The sequence below is a fragment of the Gordonia sp. CPCC 206044 genome (assembly GCF_048537895.1).
Classification (GTDB): domain Bacteria; phylum Actinomycetota; class Actinomycetes; order Mycobacteriales; family Mycobacteriaceae; genus Gordonia.
On sequence record NZ_JBCLVL010000006.1, the window covers coordinates 1 to 21,132 of the forward strand.

General features: G+C 67.1%; 15 protein-coding genes. 6 read left to right on the forward strand and 9 right to left on the reverse strand.

All coding sequences use genetic code 11. The features are described 5' to 3' along the window. The first annotated feature begins 162 nt into the window (after positions 1-162). Together AAFP35_RS10745 and AAFP35_RS10750 are read left to right on the forward strand one after the other, a co-directional pair. Positions 163-909 (forward strand): group I intron-associated PD-(D/E)XK endonuclease, encoded by a 747-nt coding sequence (locus AAFP35_RS10745; RefSeq protein ID WP_419221576.1) that lies wholly within the window; start codon positions 163-165, stop codon positions 907-909. A gap of 145 nt (positions 910-1,054) precedes the next feature. Beyond that, a complete protein-coding gene (locus AAFP35_RS10750) occupies positions 1,055-1,477 on the forward strand; it encodes a nitroreductase family deazaflavin-dependent oxidoreductase (protein WP_419221577.1) in 423 nt (140 codons plus the stop codon). A gap of 74 nt (positions 1,478-1,551) precedes the next feature. Here AAFP35_RS10750 and AAFP35_RS10755 read toward each other — a convergent pair whose 3' ends face one another. From AAFP35_RS10755 to AAFP35_RS10770, 4 genes are all read right to left on the reverse strand, one after another. Next, complete coding sequence (locus AAFP35_RS10755) at positions 1,552-3,210, reverse strand: ABC-F family ATP-binding cassette domain-containing protein (protein ID WP_419221578.1); 1,659 nt, start codon at positions 3,208-3,210, stop codon at positions 1,552-1,554. Positions 3,211-3,448: 238 nt separating this feature from the next. Continuing rightward, complete coding sequence (locus AAFP35_RS10760) at positions 3,449-3,700, reverse strand: hypothetical protein (protein ID WP_419221579.1); 252 nt, start codon at positions 3,698-3,700, stop codon at positions 3,449-3,451. A gap of 361 nt (positions 3,701-4,061) precedes the next feature. After that, positions 4,062-7,871, reverse strand: a complete 3,810-nt coding sequence (locus AAFP35_RS10765; protein WP_419221580.1) for a hypothetical protein — start codon at positions 7,869-7,871, stop codon at positions 4,062-4,064. Between the two features lie 145 nt (positions 7,872-8,016). Continuing rightward, positions 8,017-10,041 (reverse strand): MDR family MFS transporter, encoded by a 2,025-nt coding sequence (locus tag AAFP35_RS10770; RefSeq protein ID WP_419221581.1) that lies wholly within the window; start codon positions 10,039-10,041, stop codon positions 8,017-8,019. Positions 10,042-10,254: 213 nt separating this feature from the next. Here AAFP35_RS10770 and AAFP35_RS10775 point away from each other — a divergent pair, with 213 nt between their 5' ends. The 3 genes from AAFP35_RS10775 to AAFP35_RS10785 are packed head-to-tail and all read left to right on the forward strand — an operon-like array spanning position 10,255 to position 14,448. Beyond that, on the forward strand, positions 10,255-11,274 hold the full coding sequence (locus AAFP35_RS10775) for an LLM class flavin-dependent oxidoreductase (RefSeq protein WP_419221582.1): 1,020 nt from the start codon (positions 10,255-10,257) through the stop codon (positions 11,272-11,274). 41 nt (positions 11,275-11,315) lie between these two features. Continuing rightward, on the forward strand, positions 11,316-11,960 hold the full coding sequence (locus tag AAFP35_RS10780) for a hypothetical protein (RefSeq protein WP_419221583.1): 645 nt from the start codon (positions 11,316-11,318) through the stop codon (positions 11,958-11,960). A gap of 58 nt (positions 11,961-12,018) precedes the next feature. Further along, positions 12,019-14,448: a Tex family protein gene (locus tag AAFP35_RS10785; protein ID WP_419221584.1), complete on the forward strand. Its 2,430-nt coding sequence runs from the start codon at positions 12,019-12,021 to the stop codon at positions 14,446-14,448. Positions 14,449-14,471: 23 nt separating this feature from the next. Here the strand turns inward: AAFP35_RS10785 and AAFP35_RS10790 are convergent, their stop codons facing one another. Further along, entirely contained in the window at positions 14,472-15,833 is a 1,362-nt protein-coding gene (locus AAFP35_RS10790; protein WP_419221585.1) for a DUF4185 domain-containing protein, read from the reverse strand. Positions 15,834-15,983: 150 nt separating this feature from the next. After that, the gene (locus AAFP35_RS10795) at positions 15,984-16,385 is read right to left on the reverse strand and encodes an SRPBCC family protein (protein WP_419221586.1); all 402 of its coding nucleotides are present in this window, start codon (positions 16,383-16,385) and stop codon (positions 15,984-15,986) included. Between the two features lie 57 nt (positions 16,386-16,442). Between AAFP35_RS10795 and AAFP35_RS10800 the strand changes: the two genes are divergently transcribed. Next, entirely contained in the window at positions 16,443-17,258 is an 816-nt protein-coding gene (locus AAFP35_RS10800) for a shikimate 5-dehydrogenase (protein ID WP_419221587.1), read from the forward strand. Positions 17,259-17,311: 53 nt separating this feature from the next. Here the strand turns inward: AAFP35_RS10800 and AAFP35_RS10805 are convergent, their stop codons facing one another. From AAFP35_RS10805 to AAFP35_RS10815, 3 genes are read right to left on the reverse strand one after another with little or no spacing between them, the layout of a single operon-like run. Then, positions 17,312-18,154 (reverse strand): arylamine N-acetyltransferase family protein, encoded by an 843-nt coding sequence (locus AAFP35_RS10805; protein WP_419221588.1) that lies wholly within the window; start codon positions 18,152-18,154, stop codon positions 17,312-17,314. Positions 18,155-18,184: 30 nt separating this feature from the next. After that, the gene (gene poxB / locus AAFP35_RS10810; protein WP_419221589.1) at positions 18,185-19,921 is read right to left on the reverse strand and encodes a ubiquinone-dependent pyruvate dehydrogenase; all 1,737 of its coding nucleotides are present in this window, start codon (positions 19,919-19,921) and stop codon (positions 18,185-18,187) included. Between the two features lie 55 nt (positions 19,922-19,976). Continuing rightward, entirely contained in the window at positions 19,977-21,101 is a 1,125-nt protein-coding gene (locus AAFP35_RS10815) for a hypothetical protein (RefSeq protein ID WP_419221590.1), read from the reverse strand. Positions 21,102-21,132: the final 31 nt, after the last annotated feature.

The window sequence follows — 21,132 nt, forward strand, 5'->3', positions numbered from 1 at the left end:
CCATCACCCGAGGTCAGCCCCCGGAAATCCGGGGTTCCATACACACATTTTGGCCTTTAACCCCGTGTTCAGCAGGGAGACCGTGGCGGCGCAGGCAGTTCCTCCGAGGAACGCCGGGTAGAAGCCAGCCGCGATGTCGGCGCTCGACGCTACCGTCTCGGCATGGGGTGGAAGCGCACCTACACCGATGAACAACTCGTCAACGCAATCGCCCAGTCAACCTCTTGGCGTGGAGTGTTGCGTGAGTTGGGCTTGGCGGCGACGTCTGGCGGCGCTGTGAAATCGGTTCGCGTGCATGCCAACCGCCTGGGCATCGACTTCGGCCACTTCACGGGCCAGCGTCGATGGACCGATGCAAGCCTTGCTGCGGCGGTGACTGCCGCCGATTCATGGACAGATGTTGCCGTGCGGCTCAATCTCCATGATGTGAGCGCCGCTGATGTCATGAAGGGGCATGCGGCACGGCTCGGCCTGAACGTTGCCCATCTCGCGGAGCCCAAACCCGACGCGAAGGGCCGCGAATTGCAACCTTCCATCGACCGTCTCAATCGTGCCGGCTCACTGATGGCGGCCGCGTGGTTCACGTTGTGTGGATGTGAGATCTCGTGGCCACTCGAACCAAGCCGCTACGACCTGCTTGCCGCCTTCGACGGGATGATCCGCAGAGTACAGGTGAAGACGACCACGGTGCGGGTCGGCGATTCGTGGAAGGTCTATCTTTCGACTTCGCGTCGGAACAGAAGGACTTACGACCCCGACGAGGTCGATGATTTCTTCATCATCGACGGGGACCTCCAGTATTACCTGATCCCTCTCGCCGTGGTCGGTGGGCTTCATGCCATCCACCTCGGTGGGTACGGGGAGTACCGAGTGAGCCCGAACCCATTGATACACAAGAATTATGACTAGATGGACCGGTCGTGGTGGCAGGAGCGAGGTCGTCACGACGAAGGCACGTTGGGAGGATTTCCTGAAGACTCCATTTCCTTGCCGCGTTCCCATGCCTGACCAATTGGCGGGGAATAGCGATCGTGGCGTCGTCGTTGGCGAGGGCATGAGTGAGAACGCAGAACTGAGTCCCGAAGGCTGGGTACGGGCACAGACCGAGAAGATCTTGGAGCAGGGCACCACCGACGGCGTCCAGGTGGCCGACCGGCCGGTCGTGTTGTTCACCACCACCGGTGCGAAAACAGGCAAGCGGCGTTATGTGCCGCTGATGCGTGTCGAGGAGAACGGCCGCTACGCGATGGTCGCCTCGAAGGGCGGGGCGCCGGAGCATCCCGCCTGGTATCACAACGTCAAGGCAGTACCGCAGATCACCGTTCAGGACGGGGACGTCGTCAAGGAACTGACGGCCCGTGAGGTGAGTGGGGCAGAGCGCGACCATTGGTGGGACCTTGCCGTCGCGGCCTTTCCTCCGTACGCGGAGTACCAGGTCAACACCGACCGACAGATTCCGGTGTTCGTACTGGAGTGAGTCCGGACATTCGACCGCGCCTGGAGCCCTGTTCGCGAAGGGGTCCAGGCGCGGCCGATATCCGGCCCGGCCATCTAAACGACCAGCACGGGTCCATTTCTGTGGGCACGCAGCGAGAGGTCCAGGCGCGTCCAGTCATCCAGGTCGCGGAGGATCTGACGATCGTGGCTGGAGAGCACCACCGCTGCGTCGGTCGTGCACAGTGCGTCGGTCAGTTCGTCGACCAACGCGACGGACAGATGGTTCGTCGGCTCGTCCAGCAGAAGAACGTCGGGCCGTGCGGCCAACTTCATCGCCAGATCGAGCCGCCGCTGTTGACCCATCGACAACTCGCCGATCCGTTTGCCGGTCTCTCGTGGCCGCAACAGCCCGAGCGAGGACAAGCCGACGGCCTGACCCGCTGACAGTCGGCCTGCCGCGACGAGCTGATCGACGTGCGCTGCGTAGACACTGCTCGCACGACGATCCTGCGGTAGATCCGATTCCTGGCGGAGGAGCACGATTCGGGCGTTGGCGGCTCGGCGCACGAACCCGTCGGTGGGTCGCAACTCGCCGGCGAGAACGGCGAGGAGCGTTGATTTCCCCGAGCCGTTCGGACCGGTGACCAGCAGCCGCGACCTCCCGCTGACGGTCAGCGAGGCAGGTGAGTCCAGCCGGCCGTCGACAGTCACGTCCTCGGCCCTCACGAGACTTGCGCCCGCACGGGTCGAGAGCTCCGGAAAGCGTAGTGACTGCGGCGGTTCCGGCATCGTGACGGCGTGCGCGTCGAGCGCGGCCTGCCTGCGATGCACGCTCTGCACGAGCCCACCCGCACGGGTGGCGCGCTGGTGTTTGCCGGTGCCCTTGTCGGGACGCCAACCGGTGGTCAGGCGGTTTTGTGCCGCGCTGAGATCGTCCTGTAGTCGGGCACGTTCGGTTTGCTGACGAGCGAACTCGTGTTCCCAACGGTCGCGTTCGGCCCGTCGGCCGTCTCGGTATCCCGCGAAGCCTCCGCCGTACACGCGAGGCCGACCGTCGGGCGTCGGGTCCAGGTCGACAGTGGTGATCGCGATGTCCGACAGCAGCGCACGATCGTGGCTGACGACGACCACCGCGCCCGTCCGGGAACGGAGTTGTGCCGTCAAGAAATCGAGCCCGGCCCGATCGAGGTGGTTGGTCGGCTCGTCCAGCAGGAGGATGTCGTCGTCGCCACCGATGAGGCACGCCAAGCGCACCCGATAGCGCTGGCCGACCGACAACTCCGACAGACGCAACGACCAGTCGGACACCGCGTCGAGGGCTTCGAGGGCAACACGCACCCTCCGTTCCGCATCCCAGGCGTCGAGGGCTTCGGCACGTTCGAGCGCAGCATCGAATCGGTCGTCGGCGTTCTCGTCGCCCTCGGCGAGCGCGACGCTCGCGGCATCGAGTTCACGAAGTGCGGCGAGCGAATCGGCGACGGCATCTGCGACGACTTCGCCGACGGTTCGCCCATCGGCAGTGGTCATCTCCTGCTCGGCGATCCCGATCGTGCCGATTCGCGATACGTCGCCGTCGTCCGGAGACAGTGTTCCGGCGAGAACATGCAGGAGCGTCGATTTCCCACGGCCGTTCTCACCGACGATCGCGATTCGTGAGTTCGGCGTGACGGTGAGGTCGACGCCCTCGAGGACGGGAGTGGCGCCGAGCGTGATGGATACGTTCGACAGGACGATTTGCGCGCGCGAGCGCGCGGGTACACGTGTGGTGAGCACAGGGCTTCCTCATACAAGGCGTGCCAGGGGCCTCGGTGATGGACCGACGAGGCACGCGACGGTGACCCCCAAGGGGTCATGACGACATGACCCACGCGACTTCGGAGCGAACTCGACGAGCGCGACGGGCCCAGGCCACCGTCAGAGGAAATACAAATGCATACCGCCAGGCTACCAACCGGGTTGCCGAATGACCGGGAGTGTCTCGAACGTCACGTATCCCGGAGCATGCCGCCCGTCAGTTCGGCCGGGGAAGGAACTCGGGGTATTCGGCGATCCTCGAATCGATCTGTTCGCTGGTGAAGTCGCCGGACAACACGCCCACCAAGAACGCGGCGACGCCGTGTCGGTCGTACAGCCAGACATCCACGAGGTCGGTGACGAGGACCGGCCATCGCTGTGGATCGTCGCCGATCTGATGCCAGCATCCGAACCCACCGTCGCCGAGTGCGCCCCACCGACTGAAGTTCAGCGGATCGGGGCCGAGCACCTCAGTGCTTCCCCAGACACCGGATCCATCCGGACCGGACAGTTCGTTTGTGCCATCTGACCTGTATCGATGCTGTCCGGTGGCCGTTGCGTCCGGCGATTGGCGTGCCAACGTTGTGGTGCGCCGGAAAACACGGCGCACTCCACTGGAGTTCCACGTAGTAAAGGAATCGACATGCTCGACGGATTCACTCAGCTGTTCAACAACCTCTACCTCTTCGGCGGCGATCTGATTCACCTCGGACTCGCATTCGGCTGAGTCTCCCTCGTCCCGAGGCCCGCATGATCATCTCGATCATGTGGGCCTTTGGGCTTGACGGGATCGTGCGCCGTTCACGTCACGCGCCGGGGGACACGAGTGGTCAGTCGGCGCAGGCATGCGACAGTTCGTCGTCCCATCGTTGCCATTCCGGCGTCAGACCGGTGCCGCTGGTGGTGCTGCAGACGCGGCGGGCCGCGACGTGGACGTCGGTGGTCAGCCAGCGCAGGGCTGCGTCCTCGCCGGCGGCCGCGAGCATGCCCGAGGAATTGAACGCGACCCGCCACTGGACGGTGCCGGGCGGCACGAGCGAGGTGCCGATCGAGCGAGGTGATCGGAGATCGTCGACCGTCCACAGGCGGACGGTCTGGTCGTCGGAACCGCTGGCGAGGACCGCCGACGTCGGGTCGAACGCGACAGAGCGCACCGGACCCGAATGCCCCCGGATCTCTCCCACCTCGGTGGCCGTGTCACCGTCGCGCCGCAGCAGGCGGATCACTTGATCGTCGCCGCCGATCGCAATCGACGTCCCGTCGCGGCTCACGTCCACGGCGTTCAGGGCGCCGGGGTGCGAGGCCAGCACGGTGGATGTGGTGGGCCCGCCGCGTACGTTCCACTCGTGCAGCCTCCCCGCACTCGACACAGCGAACAGGTGCGACCCGTCGGGTGCGAACCGCAGGCCATTGATCCAGCCGCTGGGGCCGGTGAAGATGTCCGGGCGTCGGGTCGGGTGGTGCGGATCGTGAAGGTCCCACAACTGGACCGAGACGTCGTCGAACGCGGTCGCGAGCTGCATCGAGTCCGGCGTGAACGCGAGCGACGTCGAGTAGTTGGCATCCGGGATCGGCAACGTCGCCGACAACACGGGATCGTCCGGTGAGCTGACGTCGAACAGCAGCACGTCCTTGGTGCCCGACCGGGTGACCGCCACGGTACGGCCATCGCGAGCCAGGGCGACGTTCTCGATCCGGGGTCCGCTGCCATCGAGGGGCAGCAGGGTGGAGACCACGTGGGGCACCGCTCCGGAGGTGTCCCACAACAGCACCCGACCGTCCCACGATCCGGTCACCATGAGCTTCCCGTCGGCGTCGAACGCCGGCGCGACGATCAGGTCGGTGTGACCGGCGAGGACCCCGGGCGGCAGCGTCCACAGCTGGATCGTGCCCGATTGCCCGCCGGTCAGCACTCGACCGTCGTCGAGGAACAGGACGGCGCCCAGACCGCCGCTGCCGGAGTTCATCGGCATGCCCACCGGAACCGGGTGCCGTGGGTCGGCAAGGCTCCACAACGATGCGGCTCCGTCGCGGCCAGAGGTGACGAGGGTGCGGTTGTCGGGGGCGAAGGCCAGCGACCACACCGCGGCGGCGCGCGCCTGCACCGGCGGACCCGACGCCACGACGTGGTCGCGGTCGCGGATCGACCAGAGGCGGAAGGTCTGGTCGTCGCTGCCGGTCGCGAGCATCGTTCCGTCCGGGCTGACGGCGAGGGAGTGGATGCCGAGGGTCTGGCCCGTCAGCGGCGCACCGATCTCGTGCGCGGCAGCCGGCTCGGTGACGTCCCAGATGCGTGCCGTGCCGTCATCCCCGCCGCTGACCGCGGTGGTGCCGTCGGGTGTGAAGGTGACCGCACGGACCGGACCGGCATGTCCGGTCAGCGTCACGGTGTGTCCGGACATCAGGTCCTGCAACCGCACGGTGCCGTCGTCGCCTGCGGTCGCGACGATACGACCGTCACCCCGGACGGCGACGGAGTACACCGCTCCGCGGTGGCCGAGGTCGATGTCGTCGCCGCGGACCGCGTGCGCCGGGTCGGCGACGTTCCACCGTTGCACCACACCGGTTCCGGTGCCGGCGAACAACGTCTGGCCGTCGGGGGAGAACGCCACCGACGACACCCACGACGAGGTGGACAGCACGGACCCCACCGGGACGAGTCCACGCTCGGTGTCGGCACGCCACAGCTGCACGGCGTTGTCGTAGCCGCCGGTGGCGATCAGGCCGTTGCGGGAGCGGGCGGCACCGTAGATGGCGCCGACCTGGGCGCGGAAGGTGGCGGCCAGCGGCGCCGACTGCGATGCCAGCAGCAGGCCCTGCGCCTGCCGGTCGTCGGGTCGTTCGTCGTTCGCCACCAAGGCCAACTGTGCGGATTCGGTGGAGTCGGAGGACTGGTCGTGGCGGGCCGCGGCGATCAGCGCGGCGAATTGCGCGTCGGCGCTCTCCCGGTCGGCCCGTTCGCTCTGGCGCATGGAGACCACCGCGAGCAGAGAGGTCACCAGGGCGCCGACGACGAGGAAGGCGATCAGGCCGCGTTTCGCGTATGTGGTTCGCCGTAGCAATCGGGTTGCCGCATCGAGGAATTCGCCCGCTTGGCGGGTCACCGAACCGGCAATGGTCGAGCGCAGATCGTTCGCGACCGTCAGACGGGTGCCACGGTAGAGCAGTGAGCGGTCGCGGCCCGACGACACCCAGTCGTCGGCGTCGACCTGCAGCCTATGCCGGATGAGTGCGTTCTCGCGATCGTCGTCGACCCAGTGCGCCAGGCGTGGCCACACGGTGATGACGGTGTCGTGTGCCAGCGAGGTGCCATAGGCGTCCTGGGTGATGATGCGGGCATCGACGAGTGCGCCGAGCACACTCTCGGCCGAGGCCTGATCGGGACAACTGCCGATGAGGGTGTCGCGGTCCACGTGGCGGCCCACCGCCGATCCCTCACGCGTGGGGACGACCAACTGCAGCAGGATGATCCGGGCGATGTCCTGCTCCGACGACGAGAAACTCGCCCAGCACCGTTCGGCGCTGGCCGCAACGGCGCCGCGGACCCCGCCGGCCCGTTCGTAGGCGCGCACGCTCATGCCGTCGTCGTCGCGATACCGCCATGCACTGTGCAGGGCGTGCGCGAGCAGCGGAAAGGTCCCCGGCGGAATGGTGGCGTCGGCTCCCGAGCCGCGGACGTCGAGGTCGGTGAGGATCAACTCCACCAGGCCCTCGCCCACGCGCAGTCCCGCTCTGGCGGCGGGCTCGACGATCGCCGCGGTCAGCTCCTCGGCGCTCGGTGGGCCGAGGAGCATCTGGTTGGTCTCGAGCAGAGCCGCGAGCGCGGGATGCCTCGCGGCCTCGGTGTAGAAGTCGGCCCGCAACACCGCGACCACCCCGGTGCATCGACCCGGTCCGCCCCCGGACGCGGCCAGTTCACCGAGTACGTCGAGGTATCTGTCGACGGCAGCGGCGTCCGACGACGGTAGGAACAGTTCTTCGAGCTGTTCGACGGCGAGGATGAACGGCTTGTCCGGTGACGCGCGTTCGGTGGCCCACCGCACGAGTTCGTCGGCGGCCACGAGCCCCGGGGTCACCAGCAGGACGTCGAACTCGTCGCGCACCTGGGCTGCGAAGCCGGCTTGCAGCAGCGACGATTTCCCGACCCCCGAATCGCCGACCAGGATGAGTGGCTCGTGGGTGCCGCCGTCGCCGGTCAGTCTGACGCGCATCAGGTCGACGTGCTTGTCGCGTCCGGCGAAGAACTCGGCGTCGTCGATCGTCAGCGCGGCCAGCCCCGGATACGGGCAGACGTCCGGGGTGGCGGGCTGGTCCGACGGTTTCTTCTGTCCGGCGGCGGTCCACAACCGGTGCCAGCCGGGCATCGAGTACAGCGACGGGTCGGTGGGAGTCGCATCACGTTTGCGCGCGGCGGCGATGAGGACTCCGAGTACCGCCGACAGTCCGTCGAACTTGGCGGGCACGTTGCGCCCGAGTCGCCAGTCGGAGATGCGCTGGGCGCTGATCTCACGCCCGCGCGGATTGCGGGCGCGCAGTTCCCGGGTGGCGCGCGAGCCGACCGCCTTCAGCGGCGGTGCACCGGCCGCGGAGTACAGGGCGTCGAGGCGTTGTGCGAATTGTTCTCGGGCACTGCTCGTCACGACGTCGTTCTCCTGGTACCTCCCGCCCGGGAGGCGGTGTCACCAGCAATTTTATCGACGGATTCGCGGTAGCGGCCGCCCGCGAGGCGAACCCGACTACGTGAGCCGAGGGTGAGGCGCGTCTCGCTTGTGGTGACGGGTGTACTCAGCCGTCGTCGCGTGTACTCACCAACTCTTCCGGCGTCTCCTGCCGCAGACGTCGCGCGATCTCGTCGAGCATCTGATCGACGTCGGCCTCGTCACTGCCCGGATAGTCGGCGACGAACTCGCGCAGACGTTCGCGTTGGGCGTCGAGGAGCCGATCTGCCTCGGCTGCGCCCTCCGGTGTGATGGTGACCTGATCGTGGTCGATGACCACCATGCGTCGCTCGGCCAACGACCTGGCCGTCGATTCGACGACGTCCATCGGGGTCTCCGATGCGACCGACATCGCATGCATGTCCCTGGTGCCCTCCTCGGCCACCCGACTCACCATCCAGGCCTCGCCGCGGGAGAGTGAACTCTCCGCGGTGCTCACAACCATCTCCCAGATCCGCAACCGGTCCTCGCGGGCGAGCGTGCGCCAGACGGCCAGTCGCAGCTCCTCCAACGAGGTCCGGGCGGTGGGCATCCCGAACGACTCGCCCGGATCCGGTGTCTTGGTGACGGTGCGCAACTCCACCTCCGGCAGCAGCCACGCGAGTCCGAACGCGATGGCGCCGATCGGGATCGCGACGATGAACACGAGTTGGAACGCGTCGGTGAACCCGTCGAGGAACCAGTTCTGCACCGCAGGCGGGCACGACGGCAGCGTCAGCGTGGACGTCTCGAGTACCTCGGCCGAACATGGCCCCGCCGCGCCCGGCGGCGGACCACTCGACAGGTGGGAGTCGAGATTGCTATTGAACACCGCGCCGAACACGGCGACACCGACCGATGCGCCGATGGTCCGGAAGAACGTGGCCCCGCTGGTGCCCGCGCCGAGGTCGCGGTACTCGACGGCGTTCTGCACGGCCAGCACCAGTACCTGCATCACCATGCCGAGGCCGACACCGAGGACGAACAGGTAGATGCTGGTCAACGTGTCCGATGTGGTCCGGTCCATCGTCGACAACAGATAGAGCGCGACCGTGAAGATCGCACAGCCCACGATGGGATACATCTTGTAGCGACCGTTGCGGCTGATGAGTTGTCCGCTGACGATCGACGTGATCAACAGGCCGACCATCATCGGGATCATCCGCAGTCCCGAAGACGTGGCCGTGGCGCCCTGAACCGATTGCAGGAACAGCGGGATGAAGGTGATGGCACCGAACATCGCGAAGCCGACGACGAAGCCGATCGTCGACGCGGTGGCGAAGACTCGGTTGGTCAACAGCCGGACCGGCATCACCGGTTCGGGCGCCTTCGTCTCGGCCACCACGAAGGCGACGGCCGCGACCACGGCGAGTACCGCGAGGGCGATGATGCGGATCGAACCCCACCCCCACAGCGACCCGAAGCTGGTGACCAGCACGACGCAGGTCGCCGCCCCGGCCAGCAGGAAGATACCCAGATAGTCGATGGACGCCTTGGTTCTCGCCGCGGTCGACGGCAGCACGATGATGACCGCGATCAGGGCGACGACCCCGATGGGCAGGTTGATGTAGAACACCCACCGCCAGCTCAGGTTGTCGACGAAGAAACCACCCAGCAACGGTCCGGCCACGCTGGCGAGCCCGAAGACCGCACCGAACACGCCCTGGTAGCGGCCGCGTTCACGCGGTGGTACGACATCCCCGATGATGGCCTGGGCCAAGACCATCAGCCCGCCGGCCCCGACACCTTGCAGAGCCCGATAGCCGATCAGCTGGGCCATCGTGGTAGCCGTGCCGCACAGGGCCGAACCGACGAGGAAGATGACGACGCAGGCGATGAACAGGTGTCGGCGGCCGTAGAGATCGCCGAGTTTGCCCCACAGGGGTGTCGTCGCGGTGGTCGCCAACATGTACGCGGTGACCACCCAGGTGAGGTGTTCGGCGCCGCCGAGGTCGTTGACGATGGTCGGAAGGGCGGTGGAGACGATCGTCTGATCGAGGGCTGCGAGCAGCATCGCGAGCATCAGACCGCCGAAGATCGACCAGATCCTGCGCTTGTCGAGGGCTTCGCCCGGCGGGTCGGATGCTGTCGTGGAACCCTGTCCGCCCGTCATACGCTGCTCCTTCCGTACCGACCCGTGTCCTCAGTGTGGCAAGGGTGACGACGAAAGGGGGCGGTTTCGCAGTGCCGTCTCCGAGTGGACCCCCACGTCGGATTGCGCGCACGCCGGGTCGAATCTCCGAACATCCGACGGAATGTGCGGTGACCGATCGCATGTCGGGCACACTGGGGAACAGTCGGCCGCCGATCGGTACGAGGAGTCTGCATGCCACGCGAGGGCGAGTCCCTGCACAAACTCGGATTCCTGACGATCGGGCGCTTCGACGAGGCAGTGCCGCGAGCCGGTCACCTGGAGACACTGGCCGTCATCGAGCGTGCCGAGGAGCTGGGCTTCGACAGCGTGTGGTTGCGCGATCGTCATCTCCAGTACGGGATTTCGTCACCCGTGGCCGTGCTGGCGGCCGCCGCGGTCTCGACGACGCGGATCGAACTCGGTACCGCGGTCATCCCGCTCGGGCTCGAGAACCCGTTTCGTCTCGCGGAGGATCTCGCGACGGTCGACGTGCTCTCCGACGGCAGGCTCAATCCCGGTGTCTCGGTGGGCACCCCGATGCGGTACGACGATTACAAGCACGCCTTGTACCCACAGACCCACGACCTCGAGGACTTCTCCAAGGACCGCGTGCTCCGCCTGCTCGACCACCTCCGGGGACGTCCGGTCAGCTCATTCGGGGGAACGGTCGGCATCGAAAGCTATTCGACTCGCGTGCAACCGCATTCGCCTGGCCTGGCCGATCGGGTGTGGTACGGCGGCGGATTGTCGTCGGCGATCTGGACGGGACAGCAGGGGCTCAATTACCTCACGTCGTCGGTGGTGAGCATCGAGGGCACCGAATCACGCGACTTCGCGTCGATCCAGGCCGAACACATCGACGCCTATCGCGCGCATCATCCGGATCCGTCGCGGGCGCGGGTCTCCCAAGGGCTCGTGGTGATACCGACCGACACGGCCACGCCCGAACAGATTCGCAAATACGAGGCCTACCGCGATGCGCGGTTGCCGCGCACGACACAGCCCCAGGGGCCGCGCGGAATGCTGTTCTCGCCGGATTATGTCGGACCGTCCGAGCGTCTCGCCGAGGATCTGTTCGCGCACGCCGGTTTCCGGCGTGCGTCCGAGGTGACGTTCGCCCTGCCGTTCTCTTTCGACGCCCCTGACTACGAGCAGATCATCACCGACATGGCGACTCGGCTGGGGCCTGCGCTCGGCTGGCCACCGTCGTGAACCGATTTGCGATCGGACGGACCGACGGGTTCACTGCCGGAATGACCAAGAGCAGACTTCGGGGAGTCGTGGTGGGTGCCCTGGCCGGGTTGACCGGTGTCGCCCTCACGTGCGCCCCCGCCGCCGCGGAACCCGCGAAACCCTTGACCGCCAACGGAACCGAGCCCAGTGGAAAACACTGTGTGATCGAGCGCGACGACGCGCAGGCCACGGTCGACGCCCTGCAGCACCGGTGCACCAGCCAGCAGATCCTGGATCTCTTCCTCGCCGCGCCGGTGGGTTCGGCGCCGACCGGAACCAAGAAGATCGCGTTGCTGCCCGCATTCCAGGTCAGTGGGCGACTGCTGCCGTACGGGCAGGCCCGAGCGTTCACTTCCACGCAGAACGAATTCGGTGACTCCCTGACGTTCACCCGGCGCGGCGACACCGCGTGGGCGTACAAGAACTACGTCTGGGGTCGCGATGCAGGCGGGCCGTTGATCTCCGACTCGTCGCGGATCGACCACAAGCCGGTCCACGCCGCCGACTTCTCCCGGGACTTCGCCGGTGCGCCGATCAGTCTGCACGAGTACCGGCGCCTCACTCCGGGGGTGTGGATCGGCCGTGACATCGGTGGTAGCTCGAAGCCCTCGGACACGTCGGAGACGGAATCGAAGCCGACCGGCGGAGCCTTCGCCCTGAGCTGACACGGCCAACGGCACCGCCTCACCGGCGCTGTCGGGGGACTTCGGTAGGGTCCTGCGGGTGAATCCGAGCGTAGCTGTGAAGTCCGTGAACGCACGTATCGCCGAGGAGCTGTCCGTCGGTGAGGGACAGGTCGCGGCCGCCGTGAAACTCCTCGACGAGGGATCGACGGTGCCGTTCATCGCCAGGTATCGCAAGGAGGTCACCGGCAGTCTCGACGACGCCCAGCTGCGGACCCTCGACGAACGGCTGCGCTACCTGCGTGAGCTCGACGAACGTCGCGAGGCGGTGCTGGCCTCCATCGAGGAGCAGGGCAAGCTGACCGACGAGCTGCGATCGGCGTTGTTGACCGCGGAGACCAAGGCGCGGGTGGAAGACATCTACCTGCCCTACAAACCGAAGCGGCGCACCAAGGCGCAGATCGCCCGCGAGGCAGGCCTCGAGCCGCTCGCCCTGCGACTGCTCGGGGATCCGTCGTTGACCCCCGACGAGGTCGCGGGCGAGTTCCTGTCCGATGCGGTGGCCGACACGACCGCCGCGCTCGACGGTGCACGCCAGATCCTGATCGAGCGTGCCGCCGAGGACGCCGAGCTCGTCGGCAGCATCCGTGAGCGGTTCTGGGCCGACGGTGCGTTGCGCAGCGCGCCACGCACCGAGGCGGCCGCCTCGTCGGCGGCCGCGCAGAAGTTCCGCGACTACTTCGACTTCAGTGAGCCGCTGGACAAGATGCCCTCGCACCGCGTGCTCGCCGTGCTGCGCGGCGAGAAGGAGGAGGCGTTGAGCCTCACCCTCGACGGCGGTGACGACGAGGGGTACGAGGCGATGGTCTCGGCAACGCTGGGCATCGACGCGTCCGACCCCGGCCCGGCCACCCCGTGGCTGGTCACCACCGCGCGCTGGGCGTGGCGGACCAAACTGATGGTGTCGGCGTCGATCGAGGCCCGGGTGAAGCTGCGGCAGCGGGCCGAGGCCGATGCGGTTGCCGTCTTCGCGACCAACCTGAAGGATCTGTTGCTCGCGGCGCCGGCGGGGACCCGGGCCACCCTGGGCCTCGACCCGGGGTTCCGGACCGGTGTCAAGGTCGCGGTGGTCGACGCGACCGGCAAGGTTCTCGACACGTGCGCGATCTACCCCCACCAGCCGCAGAAGCAGTGGGATCAGGCCAAGGCGACACTCGGAGCGCTCGTCGCGCGACACGATGTCGAGCTGATCGCGATCGGTAACGGCACCGCGTCTCGCGAAACCGACGCTCTGGCAACGGAACTGATCTCCGACATCCGCGGGGCAGGCGGCACGGTGCCGGCCAAGGCGGTCGTCAGCGAGGCCGGTGCCTCGGTCTACTCGGCATCGGAGTACGCGTCGTCGGAGCTGCCGCAACTCGATGTGTCGTTGCGCGGTGCGGTGTCCATCGCACGGCGCCTACAGGATCCGCTGGCCGAACTCGTCAAGATCGATCCGAAGTCGATCGGCGTCGGCCAGTATCAGCATGATGTCACGCCGGGCACACTCGCGCGCAGTCTCGACGCCGTCGTCGAGGATGCCGTCAACGCGGTCGGCGTGGACCTGAACACCGCATCGGCGCCGCTGCTGTCGAGGGTCTCCGGCGTGACGCCGGGGCTCGCCGCAGCGATCGTCGCGCACCGCGACAACGTGGGACCGTTCCGGAACCGCGCAGGTCTGCTCGATGTCCCGCGCCTGGGCCCCAAGGCTTTCGAACAGTGTGCAGGCTTCTTGCGTATCCGCGGCGGCGACGACCCGTTGGACGCGTCGGGGGTGCACCCCGAGTCGTACCCGGTAGTGCGCCGGATCCTGGACCGTTCCGGGGTGGAGCTCGCCGAGATCATCGGTGACGAACGCACCCTGCGCGGTCTACGGCCCGCCGATTTCGCCGACGACCGGTTCGGCGTACCCACCGTCACCGACATCATCGCCGAGTTGGAGAAACCGGGCCGCGACCCCCGGCCGAAATTCGAGACGGCCACCTTCGCCGCAGGCGTGGAGAAGGTCGCCGATCTGACCCCCGGCATGGTGCTCGAGGGAGTCGTCACGAATGTGGCGGCCTTCGGCGCCTTCGTCGATGTGGGCGTGCACCAGGACGGTTTGGTGCACGTGTCGGCGATGTCGGATCGCTTCGTCTCGGACCCGCATGAGGTGGTGCGGTCGGGGCAGGTCGTGCGGGTCAAGGTGCTCGACGTGGACGTCGATCGCCAGCGCATCGGATTGTCGCTGCGGCTTGACGACGAGGTGGCCGGTGGTGGCCGTGGAACGACGAAACAGCCTGGCGGGCAGCGTCAGTCGAATCGCGGTGGGGGACGCGGAGGACCGAACGATCGCACCCAGAAGGGGTCGGCCCAGAAGGGGTCGGCCCAGAAGGGATCGGCACAGAAGGGGCGTTCTCAGAACCCGCGTCGCGACTCGGGCCGCAACAACCGGAGCCAGCCGAACGGCTCGATGGCGCAGGCGTTGCGCGACGCCGGTTTCGGCAAGTGAGTAGGGTCTGCGGCTGAGTCGGATCAGCGGCGTACCTTGCTGAGATCGGTGTGCAACAGCATGACGTTGTAGTCGCTCCAGCGGGATGCGTTGATGTAGAGGTCCTTGCCGGTGCCCGTGAGCGCGGGTGACTGGGGCAGCATCATCGGTCCGTAGAGCACCACCGCGCCCGGCCGCACCAGGGTGCGAGGCGCACTCCACGGACCCTGCGGATGATCGGCGGTGCGGAGCACGATCTCGTTGTCGCCGTCGACCATCACATATTTGCTCAGATAGGGGCTCCACGCGACCGACAGTTCGGTGACGGGTGCGGGCACCACTGCGGCCTCGAGGTCGCCCATGTTCGCGATGTCGTCGACCCAGGTCTTGCCGTTCCAGTATTCGTAGTCGGCGAGGTTCAGGACGTCGGCGGGCTTGAACCGGCAGAGGAACGCGGCGCCGAATCTGCCGTTGGGCGTGCCGAATTGGTAAACGTATTGCGCTTCGTCGGAGCCCGGCTTGCCGCGGACGTAGGCGTTCTGCTGGAACTTGCCGTTGTTGGCGGTGGCGGGCGGCAACCCGAACGGGAGTCCCACGGTGATCGGGGTGTTGGCGTTGACGAGGATCGTGTTCTGGTCGGTGGTCCAGGTCTGACCGTTGTTGTCGGAGTAGGCGATCGCGGAGAAGTTGGTCACCCAGTGGCCGGGCGCGCCCCATGAACGGACCGACATGTAGTTGATGAACTGACGGTGGCCTGCGCCCCACGGCAGCGACATGGCGGCAGTGGGGATGGTGGTGACCTCGACTTGTGAGATCCCCAGCGACGGGATCAGTTCCTGGGCGTAGTTCGGTTGTCCGCTCGCGATCACCGTTCCGGATGTGACATCGCCGGCAACGCCGTTCGGCACCCGTACACCGTTGCGGAGGTCGGTGTCGTCGGTGCGCAGCAGGACGTTGTGACGCCATTGTTGGCCGACCACATTGCAGTTCCCGAAGGTGTCGCCGAAGGCCATCAGCGTTTGACCCGACCCGTTGTCCCAGCTGATCCCGAGGTCGGTGCCGCTGATGCCGAATCGGCTGAAGGTTCGGTTGGGGCTACGCGGCCCGGTGACCCAGGAGACCGTGCGCGTGTTGGCGCCCAGGTAGATCGGCAGCGGACCCTGCGGGCCGAGGCCGGGGCGGTCCGAACTGCCCCAGCCCGACGACCCCGATGATCCGGCCGAGCCGCTGCCCAACGAGCCGGTGCTCAGCGATCCGGAATCGAGGAGGCTGGAGCCGGTTCCACCGTTGCTACACGGGGCCGCATCGGCCAACCCGGCACCGTGGGTCATGGCCAGCGCGGAGGCGCCGACGGCGAGCACACCGGCCAGAGCCAACCGCACTACGCGAGAACGTCGCCGCACCACCGACCTCCAGACACCATCGAGTTACTGATGTGATTAATGAGGTTAGTGTGGCGCATGTGGCTCACTAATCGGAGTCGGCGCGGTCACGATCAGGTGACGCGATGACGGCGCGCCCCACACCGAAACGTGCGCGGGCGGAGTGCGGGCCGGTCAGCTCGGGGCGATCACGGCGTCGTGCAGCGCCTGCAGATCGCGCTCGACAGCCGCGCAGTCGGCGTCGAACTGGTCATCGGTCAGGTCGCGCTGACGCACCGTGAACACGACCTCGGCGCCGTCCGGATGATCGATCACCCGCAGCGGGTTGGCGACCACCTCACCGTCGGGAAGCGTCACGTCGTGGTCGAGGATGCCGTAGGGATTGTCCGGGGCAAATCGGACCACGACCTCACCCATCGGGGAATCGGTGACCAGCACGTCGCCGTCGCGGCGGACACCAGCGGCCAGACCCGCCGCCCAGCGCGGCAGATTGTCCGGGTCTGCCGCATAGTCGTATACCTGCCGGGCAGAGGCGGGGATGACGATCGACACGTGTCGGCTGCGCATGGGCGTCATGATCGGCACGCTACTCGTGTCCTCCGACGGAAGACGGTGACCCGCTACGTTGGGGACATGCCCATCCTGAACAAGGACATGACCGTGTGCATCTCGCTGGCCGCGCGGCCGTCGAACATCGGCACCAGGTTTCACAACTTCCTCTACGACGAGCTGGGGCTGAACTTCGTCTACAAGGCGTTCACCACCGACGACATCGAAGGCGCCGTGCGGGGTGTGCGTGCTCTCGGTATTCGCGGGTGCTCGGTGTCGATGCCGTTCAAGGAGGCGGTGATCGCGCTCGTGGACACGATGGAGGAGTCGGCGTCGGCCATCGAATCGGTCAACACGATCGTCAACGACGACGGACATCTGTCGGCATCCAACACCGACTACGAGGCGGTCGCGCACCTGATCACCGCGCACGGGCTCGATCTGGCGTCGTCGGTGGCGGTCCGCGGATCGGGCGGTATGGCGAAGGCCGTGGTGGCGGCGTTTCGGGGTGCCGGATTCGACGATCTCACCGTCGTCGCCCGCAATGCGGACACCGGGGGAGCGCTGGCACAGAAGTACGGCTATCGGTTCACCTCCGATGACCCGGAGCCGGGCACGGCGATCCTGGTGAACGTGACCCCGATCGGAATGGCAGGCGCCGACGAGGATCGATTGTCGTTCGGCGAGCAGCAGATCGAGGCAGCCGACGTCGTCTTCGACGTGGTGGCGTTCCCGGCGGACACGCCATTGATCCGGGCCGGACGGTCGGCGGGGAGGCGGGTCATCACGGGTGCGGAGGTGATCGCATTGCAGGCGGCCCGGCAGTTCGAGCGCTACACAGGGGTCACGCTGAACGTCGATCAGGTCGCCCGCGCGTCGGAGTTCTCCCGAGCGACCTGAATCCCTGGCTGTGGCAAGCAGTCACACCGCTCGTCGCGCGCGGCCCCTGGTGCTCAGCTGTCGAGCACCTCGGCGACGCGGGCTTCGAGCCCGTCGATGCCGTCGATGTCGATACCGAATCGCTCGGTCAGAAGGGTGAGGACATCGCGAGCGGTGTCGAGGCGTCGCTTGTCGCCGCTGCCGTCGGCGCGATGAACGGCGAGGTTGCGGCCGCGCAGATTCCAGCGCGCGTCGTCGGCGATGATGCTGGCGGTCAAGCCGGTCTGGAAGTGGTGGCCGGGATGGGTAGAGACGAACCAGCTGCCCACCACACTGTCGATGTCGGGACGCGGGGTCGATCCGAACAGGTAGGTCGGCCGCCACCGGTCGCCGACCAACGACTCCATGCGCCAGAACCGAGCGTCGTCACCCGCGGTGATCCGGAACGGCTCCAGGTCGGTGGGTTGCTCCTCGTCGACCACGAAACGTAGTGCGGCACTGGGGGTCTGACCACCGAAACCGACATCGACGAGGTACTCCTGCGGATCGCCGGGGATGCGCACCGCGAGGAGTTGATGGGTTTCCGCCGGAAGCGCTCCGCCCGGCTCGTGCATCCAGACCACTCGGCCGGCGAGCAGGTCCACCTCGAAACCGACCGCCGTGAGCACATGGCGGAACAGGCCGTTCTGCTCGTAGCAGTACCCGCCGCGGCGTCGCTCCACGAGTTTGCGCTGCAGGCCGGCCGCGTCGAGATCGGTGACCGGAACGCCCATCAGCGGATCGATGTTCTCGAACGGGATGTGCCGCAGGTGCGCGGCGATCAGATCGTTGAGGGTGCTCAGAGTGGGGGTCGGATCGGCCCGGTGACCGATCCGGTCGAGGTAGGCGGACAGGTCGACGCCGGTCTCGGTGCTCATGGCGCCATTGTTGCACCGGGATCGGACGGCTCAATCGAACAGGCGGCGGAACAGATTGGTCTCGGCCAGATCCACCAGTTCGTCTCCGCGTCCGGACATCACCGTGCGCAGCGCGTAGAGGGTGAACCCCTTGGCCTGGGCGGCGGTGATGGCCGGCGGGATGGACAGCTCCTGGCGTGCGGTCACGACGTCGAGCAGGGCGGGCCCGGGATGGTCGAGGAACTCGTTCACGGCCGCGGGCAGATCATCCGGGGCGGTCACCCGGCGACCGTGGATCCCGACCGAACGGGCGAGCTCGGCGAAGTCCGGGTTGTCCAGTTGCGTCCCGTAGTTCACGAAGCCTGCGGCCTTCATCTCGACCTCGACGAAATTGAGCGAGGAGTTGTCGAACACGACGATCTTCACCGGCAGCTCGTTCTGGGTGATCGTGAGCAGCTCACCGAGGAGCATCGCGAGTCCGCCGTCGCCGGCCATCGCGATCACCTGCCGGTCGGGGAATGCCGACTGTGCACCCACGGCCTGCGACACCGCGTTGGCCATCGAACCGTGCGAGAACGACCCGATGAGTCGCCGTCGCCCGTTCATGCGCAGATACCGGGCCGCCCAGACCACCGGCGAGCCGACGTCGGGGATGAAGACCGCGTCGTCGGAGGCCGCATCGCTGAGGAGGCGGGCCAGATACTGCGGGTGGATCGGCTCCCGGTTGCGATCGTTGTCGGCCAGTTCGTCGAGGGAACGGCGGGCCTTCATGTAGTGCTCGCGCGCCGAACGCAGATGAGTCGAGTCCCGGTTGCGGTCGATCAGCGGGAGCAACGCCGGGATGGTGTCGGCGACACTGCCCACCAGCGGTAGGTCCACCGGGGTGCGGCGGCCGAGCTGTTCACCGCGGATGTCGAGTTGGATGATCGTCGCCTTGGACGGAAAGAACTGTTGATACGGGAAGTCGGTACCCAACATCAGCAGGGTGTCGCATCTCTCCATGGCCCGGTAGCCCGACGAGAACCCGAGCAGACCGGTCATGCCGACGTCGTAGGGGTTGTCGTATTCGACATGTTCCTTGCCGCGCAGGGCATGAACCACCGGAGCCTGCAGTGCTCCGGCCAGTTCCACCAGTTCGTCATGGGCGCCGGCCACGCCTGCACCGGCCAGGATGGTCACCGCCTCCGATCGGTTGAGGAGTTCCGCAGCCGCCGCCAGCTCACCGTCGGTCGGTCGTACGACCCGGTCGACCCGCCGGATCGGTGCACCAGCCCGGCGTCCGGTGGCCTTGGCCAGGAACGTCTCCCCGGGGATCACCAGCACCGCGACATCCGACGTCTCGACGGCGGTGCGGATCGCGATGTCCAGCAGGCGGGGGAGTTGCTCGGGGGTGCTGACCATCTCGCAGAACGCGCTGCACTCGACGAAGAGTCGCTCGGGATGGGTTTCCTGGAAGTAGCCGCTGCCGATCTCGGGCGCCGGGATGTGCGCGGCGATCGCGAGCACCGGAACCCGACTGCGATGCGCATCGAAGAGCCCGTTGATCAGGTGCAGGTTGCCCGGCCCGCAGCTGCCCGCGCAGACCGCGAGCTCGCCGGTCAACTCGGCATCGGCGGCGGCGGCGAACGCCGCGCCCTCCTCGTGACGCACGTGTTGCCAGGTGATCGAGCCGTCGCGGCGCAGGGCGTCGGTGAAGCCGTTCAACGAATCGCCGGGAATTCCGTAAACACGTTGCACACCAGAGTTTTTCAGATTCTCGATGATGTTGTCTGCCACCGTTGACGACACGGTAGGAGTCCTCTCTGCTGGCGGGCGATGGACGAGACGTGATGGGCAGGCGGCGTCAGGTCAGCGGAAAACGGAGACCACCGACCGCCGTGTCGTTCCAGATCAGGGCGGTGATCTCATCCGGCCGCACGGCGATCGCCTCGCCGCCGCGGTCGAGGACGGTGACCGCGAGGCGCGACAACAGGTCGTATCCATCGTCGGTGTAGGTGATCTCACCGGTCTCGTTGTCGAGGGTGCCCATGATGTCGAGGGTGAAGTTGTAGACGAGGGTGGAGATCGCCCCCGAGGTGGCCGCGCGCGCGATGTCCTCGAGTTCTGCCGCGACGAGGCCGCGCGCGGTCCCGTCGGCGATGTGGTCGACGCGTGCACTGTTGTGTTTGGCGTTGATGGCGGTCAGTTCGCGCCGGATGGCCGCGTCGATCTCGTCGGCGCGCAGATCGTCCGGACCCCCGGGCACCGGAACGATCGATCGGCCGTGATCGTGGGCGCGGTAGAGATCGAGCAGCGGATCGGTGGCGAACAGGAACAGCGGCCGTTCGGCGTTGGGGTCGGCGGGCCCCAACTCGCTCTTGACCGCTTCGGCCACCCGCTTGGCGTACGTCTCGAGTAGCACTTTCTTGCCCTCGTCACCGACGAGGCGGCGCACGTGGGCGCGGTCGCGGATGGTGGCCCTGTTGGTGGCGTCGGCCGCGTCGGATCCGTGGTCGCCGGACAAGTCCATCTCGGTGGCCAGCGTCGTCGGGGTGGCCTCCCACAGGTTCCAGCCGTTGGTCGACAGCGTCAGCGCGAACGCCGACTGTGGCGTCGTCACCGGCCGGACCAGCTGACCGACGTCGAAATAGGTGCCGACCTGCAGTTGGTTCTCGAGGTGATTGGGCAGGACGAACACCTCGGTCAGGTCGTCGGCGACGAAGATCGCCAGCGAACGGGACAGATGCTGCCAGATCTCGTCGTTGACGACGGTTTCCCATCGCTCCCGCAATGCTTGCTCGGTGCCGTGCCGGATGCCGGTGTCGCGCAGGTGGCGGATGGCACGGTCGAACGCACTCTTGGCGTTGAGGTGACTGGCTTCTCGCTCATCCGGTGCGGGTGAGGTCTGCGCGTAGATGGTGATGGCGTTCTCGTGCGGAGTTCCCAACGCGCGCAGGTCATCCAGGGTGGGGAGTGCGAAGCGAGCCATCGCCGTCCTCTTCTCGTCGGCCCCCGTCGGT

Excerpts from the sequence above, each read along its gene's own strand:
- AAFP35_RS10745 (WP_419221576.1), top strand. The coding sequence starts at position 163 with ATGGGGTGGAAGCGCACCTACACCGATGAACAACTCGTCAACGCAATC.
- AAFP35_RS10750 (WP_419221577.1), top strand. The coding sequence starts at position 1,055 with ATGAGTGAGAACGCAGAACTGAGTCCCGAAGGCTGGGTACGGGCACAG.
- AAFP35_RS10770 (WP_419221581.1), bottom strand. The coding sequence starts at position 10,041 with ATGACGGGCGGACAGGGTTCCACGACAGCATCCGACCCGCCGGGCGAA.
- AAFP35_RS10775 (WP_419221582.1), top strand. The coding sequence starts at position 10,255 with ATGCCACGCGAGGGCGAGTCCCTGCACAAACTCGGATTCCTGACGATC.
- AAFP35_RS10780 (WP_419221583.1), top strand. The coding sequence starts at position 11,316 with ATGACCAAGAGCAGACTTCGGGGAGTCGTGGTGGGTGCCCTGGCCGGG.
- AAFP35_RS10795 (WP_419221586.1), bottom strand. The coding sequence starts at position 16,385 with ATGACGCCCATGCGCAGCCGACACGTGTCGATCGTCATCCCCGCCTCT.
- AAFP35_RS10800 (WP_419221587.1), top strand. The coding sequence starts at position 16,443 with ATGCCCATCCTGAACAAGGACATGACCGTGTGCATCTCGCTGGCCGCG.
- AAFP35_RS10805 (WP_419221588.1), bottom strand. The coding sequence starts at position 18,154 with ATGAGCACCGAGACCGGCGTCGACCTGTCCGCCTACCTCGACCGGATC.
- AAFP35_RS10815 (WP_419221590.1), bottom strand. The coding sequence starts at position 21,101 with ATGGCTCGCTTCGCACTCCCCACCCTGGATGACCTGCGCGCGTTGGGA.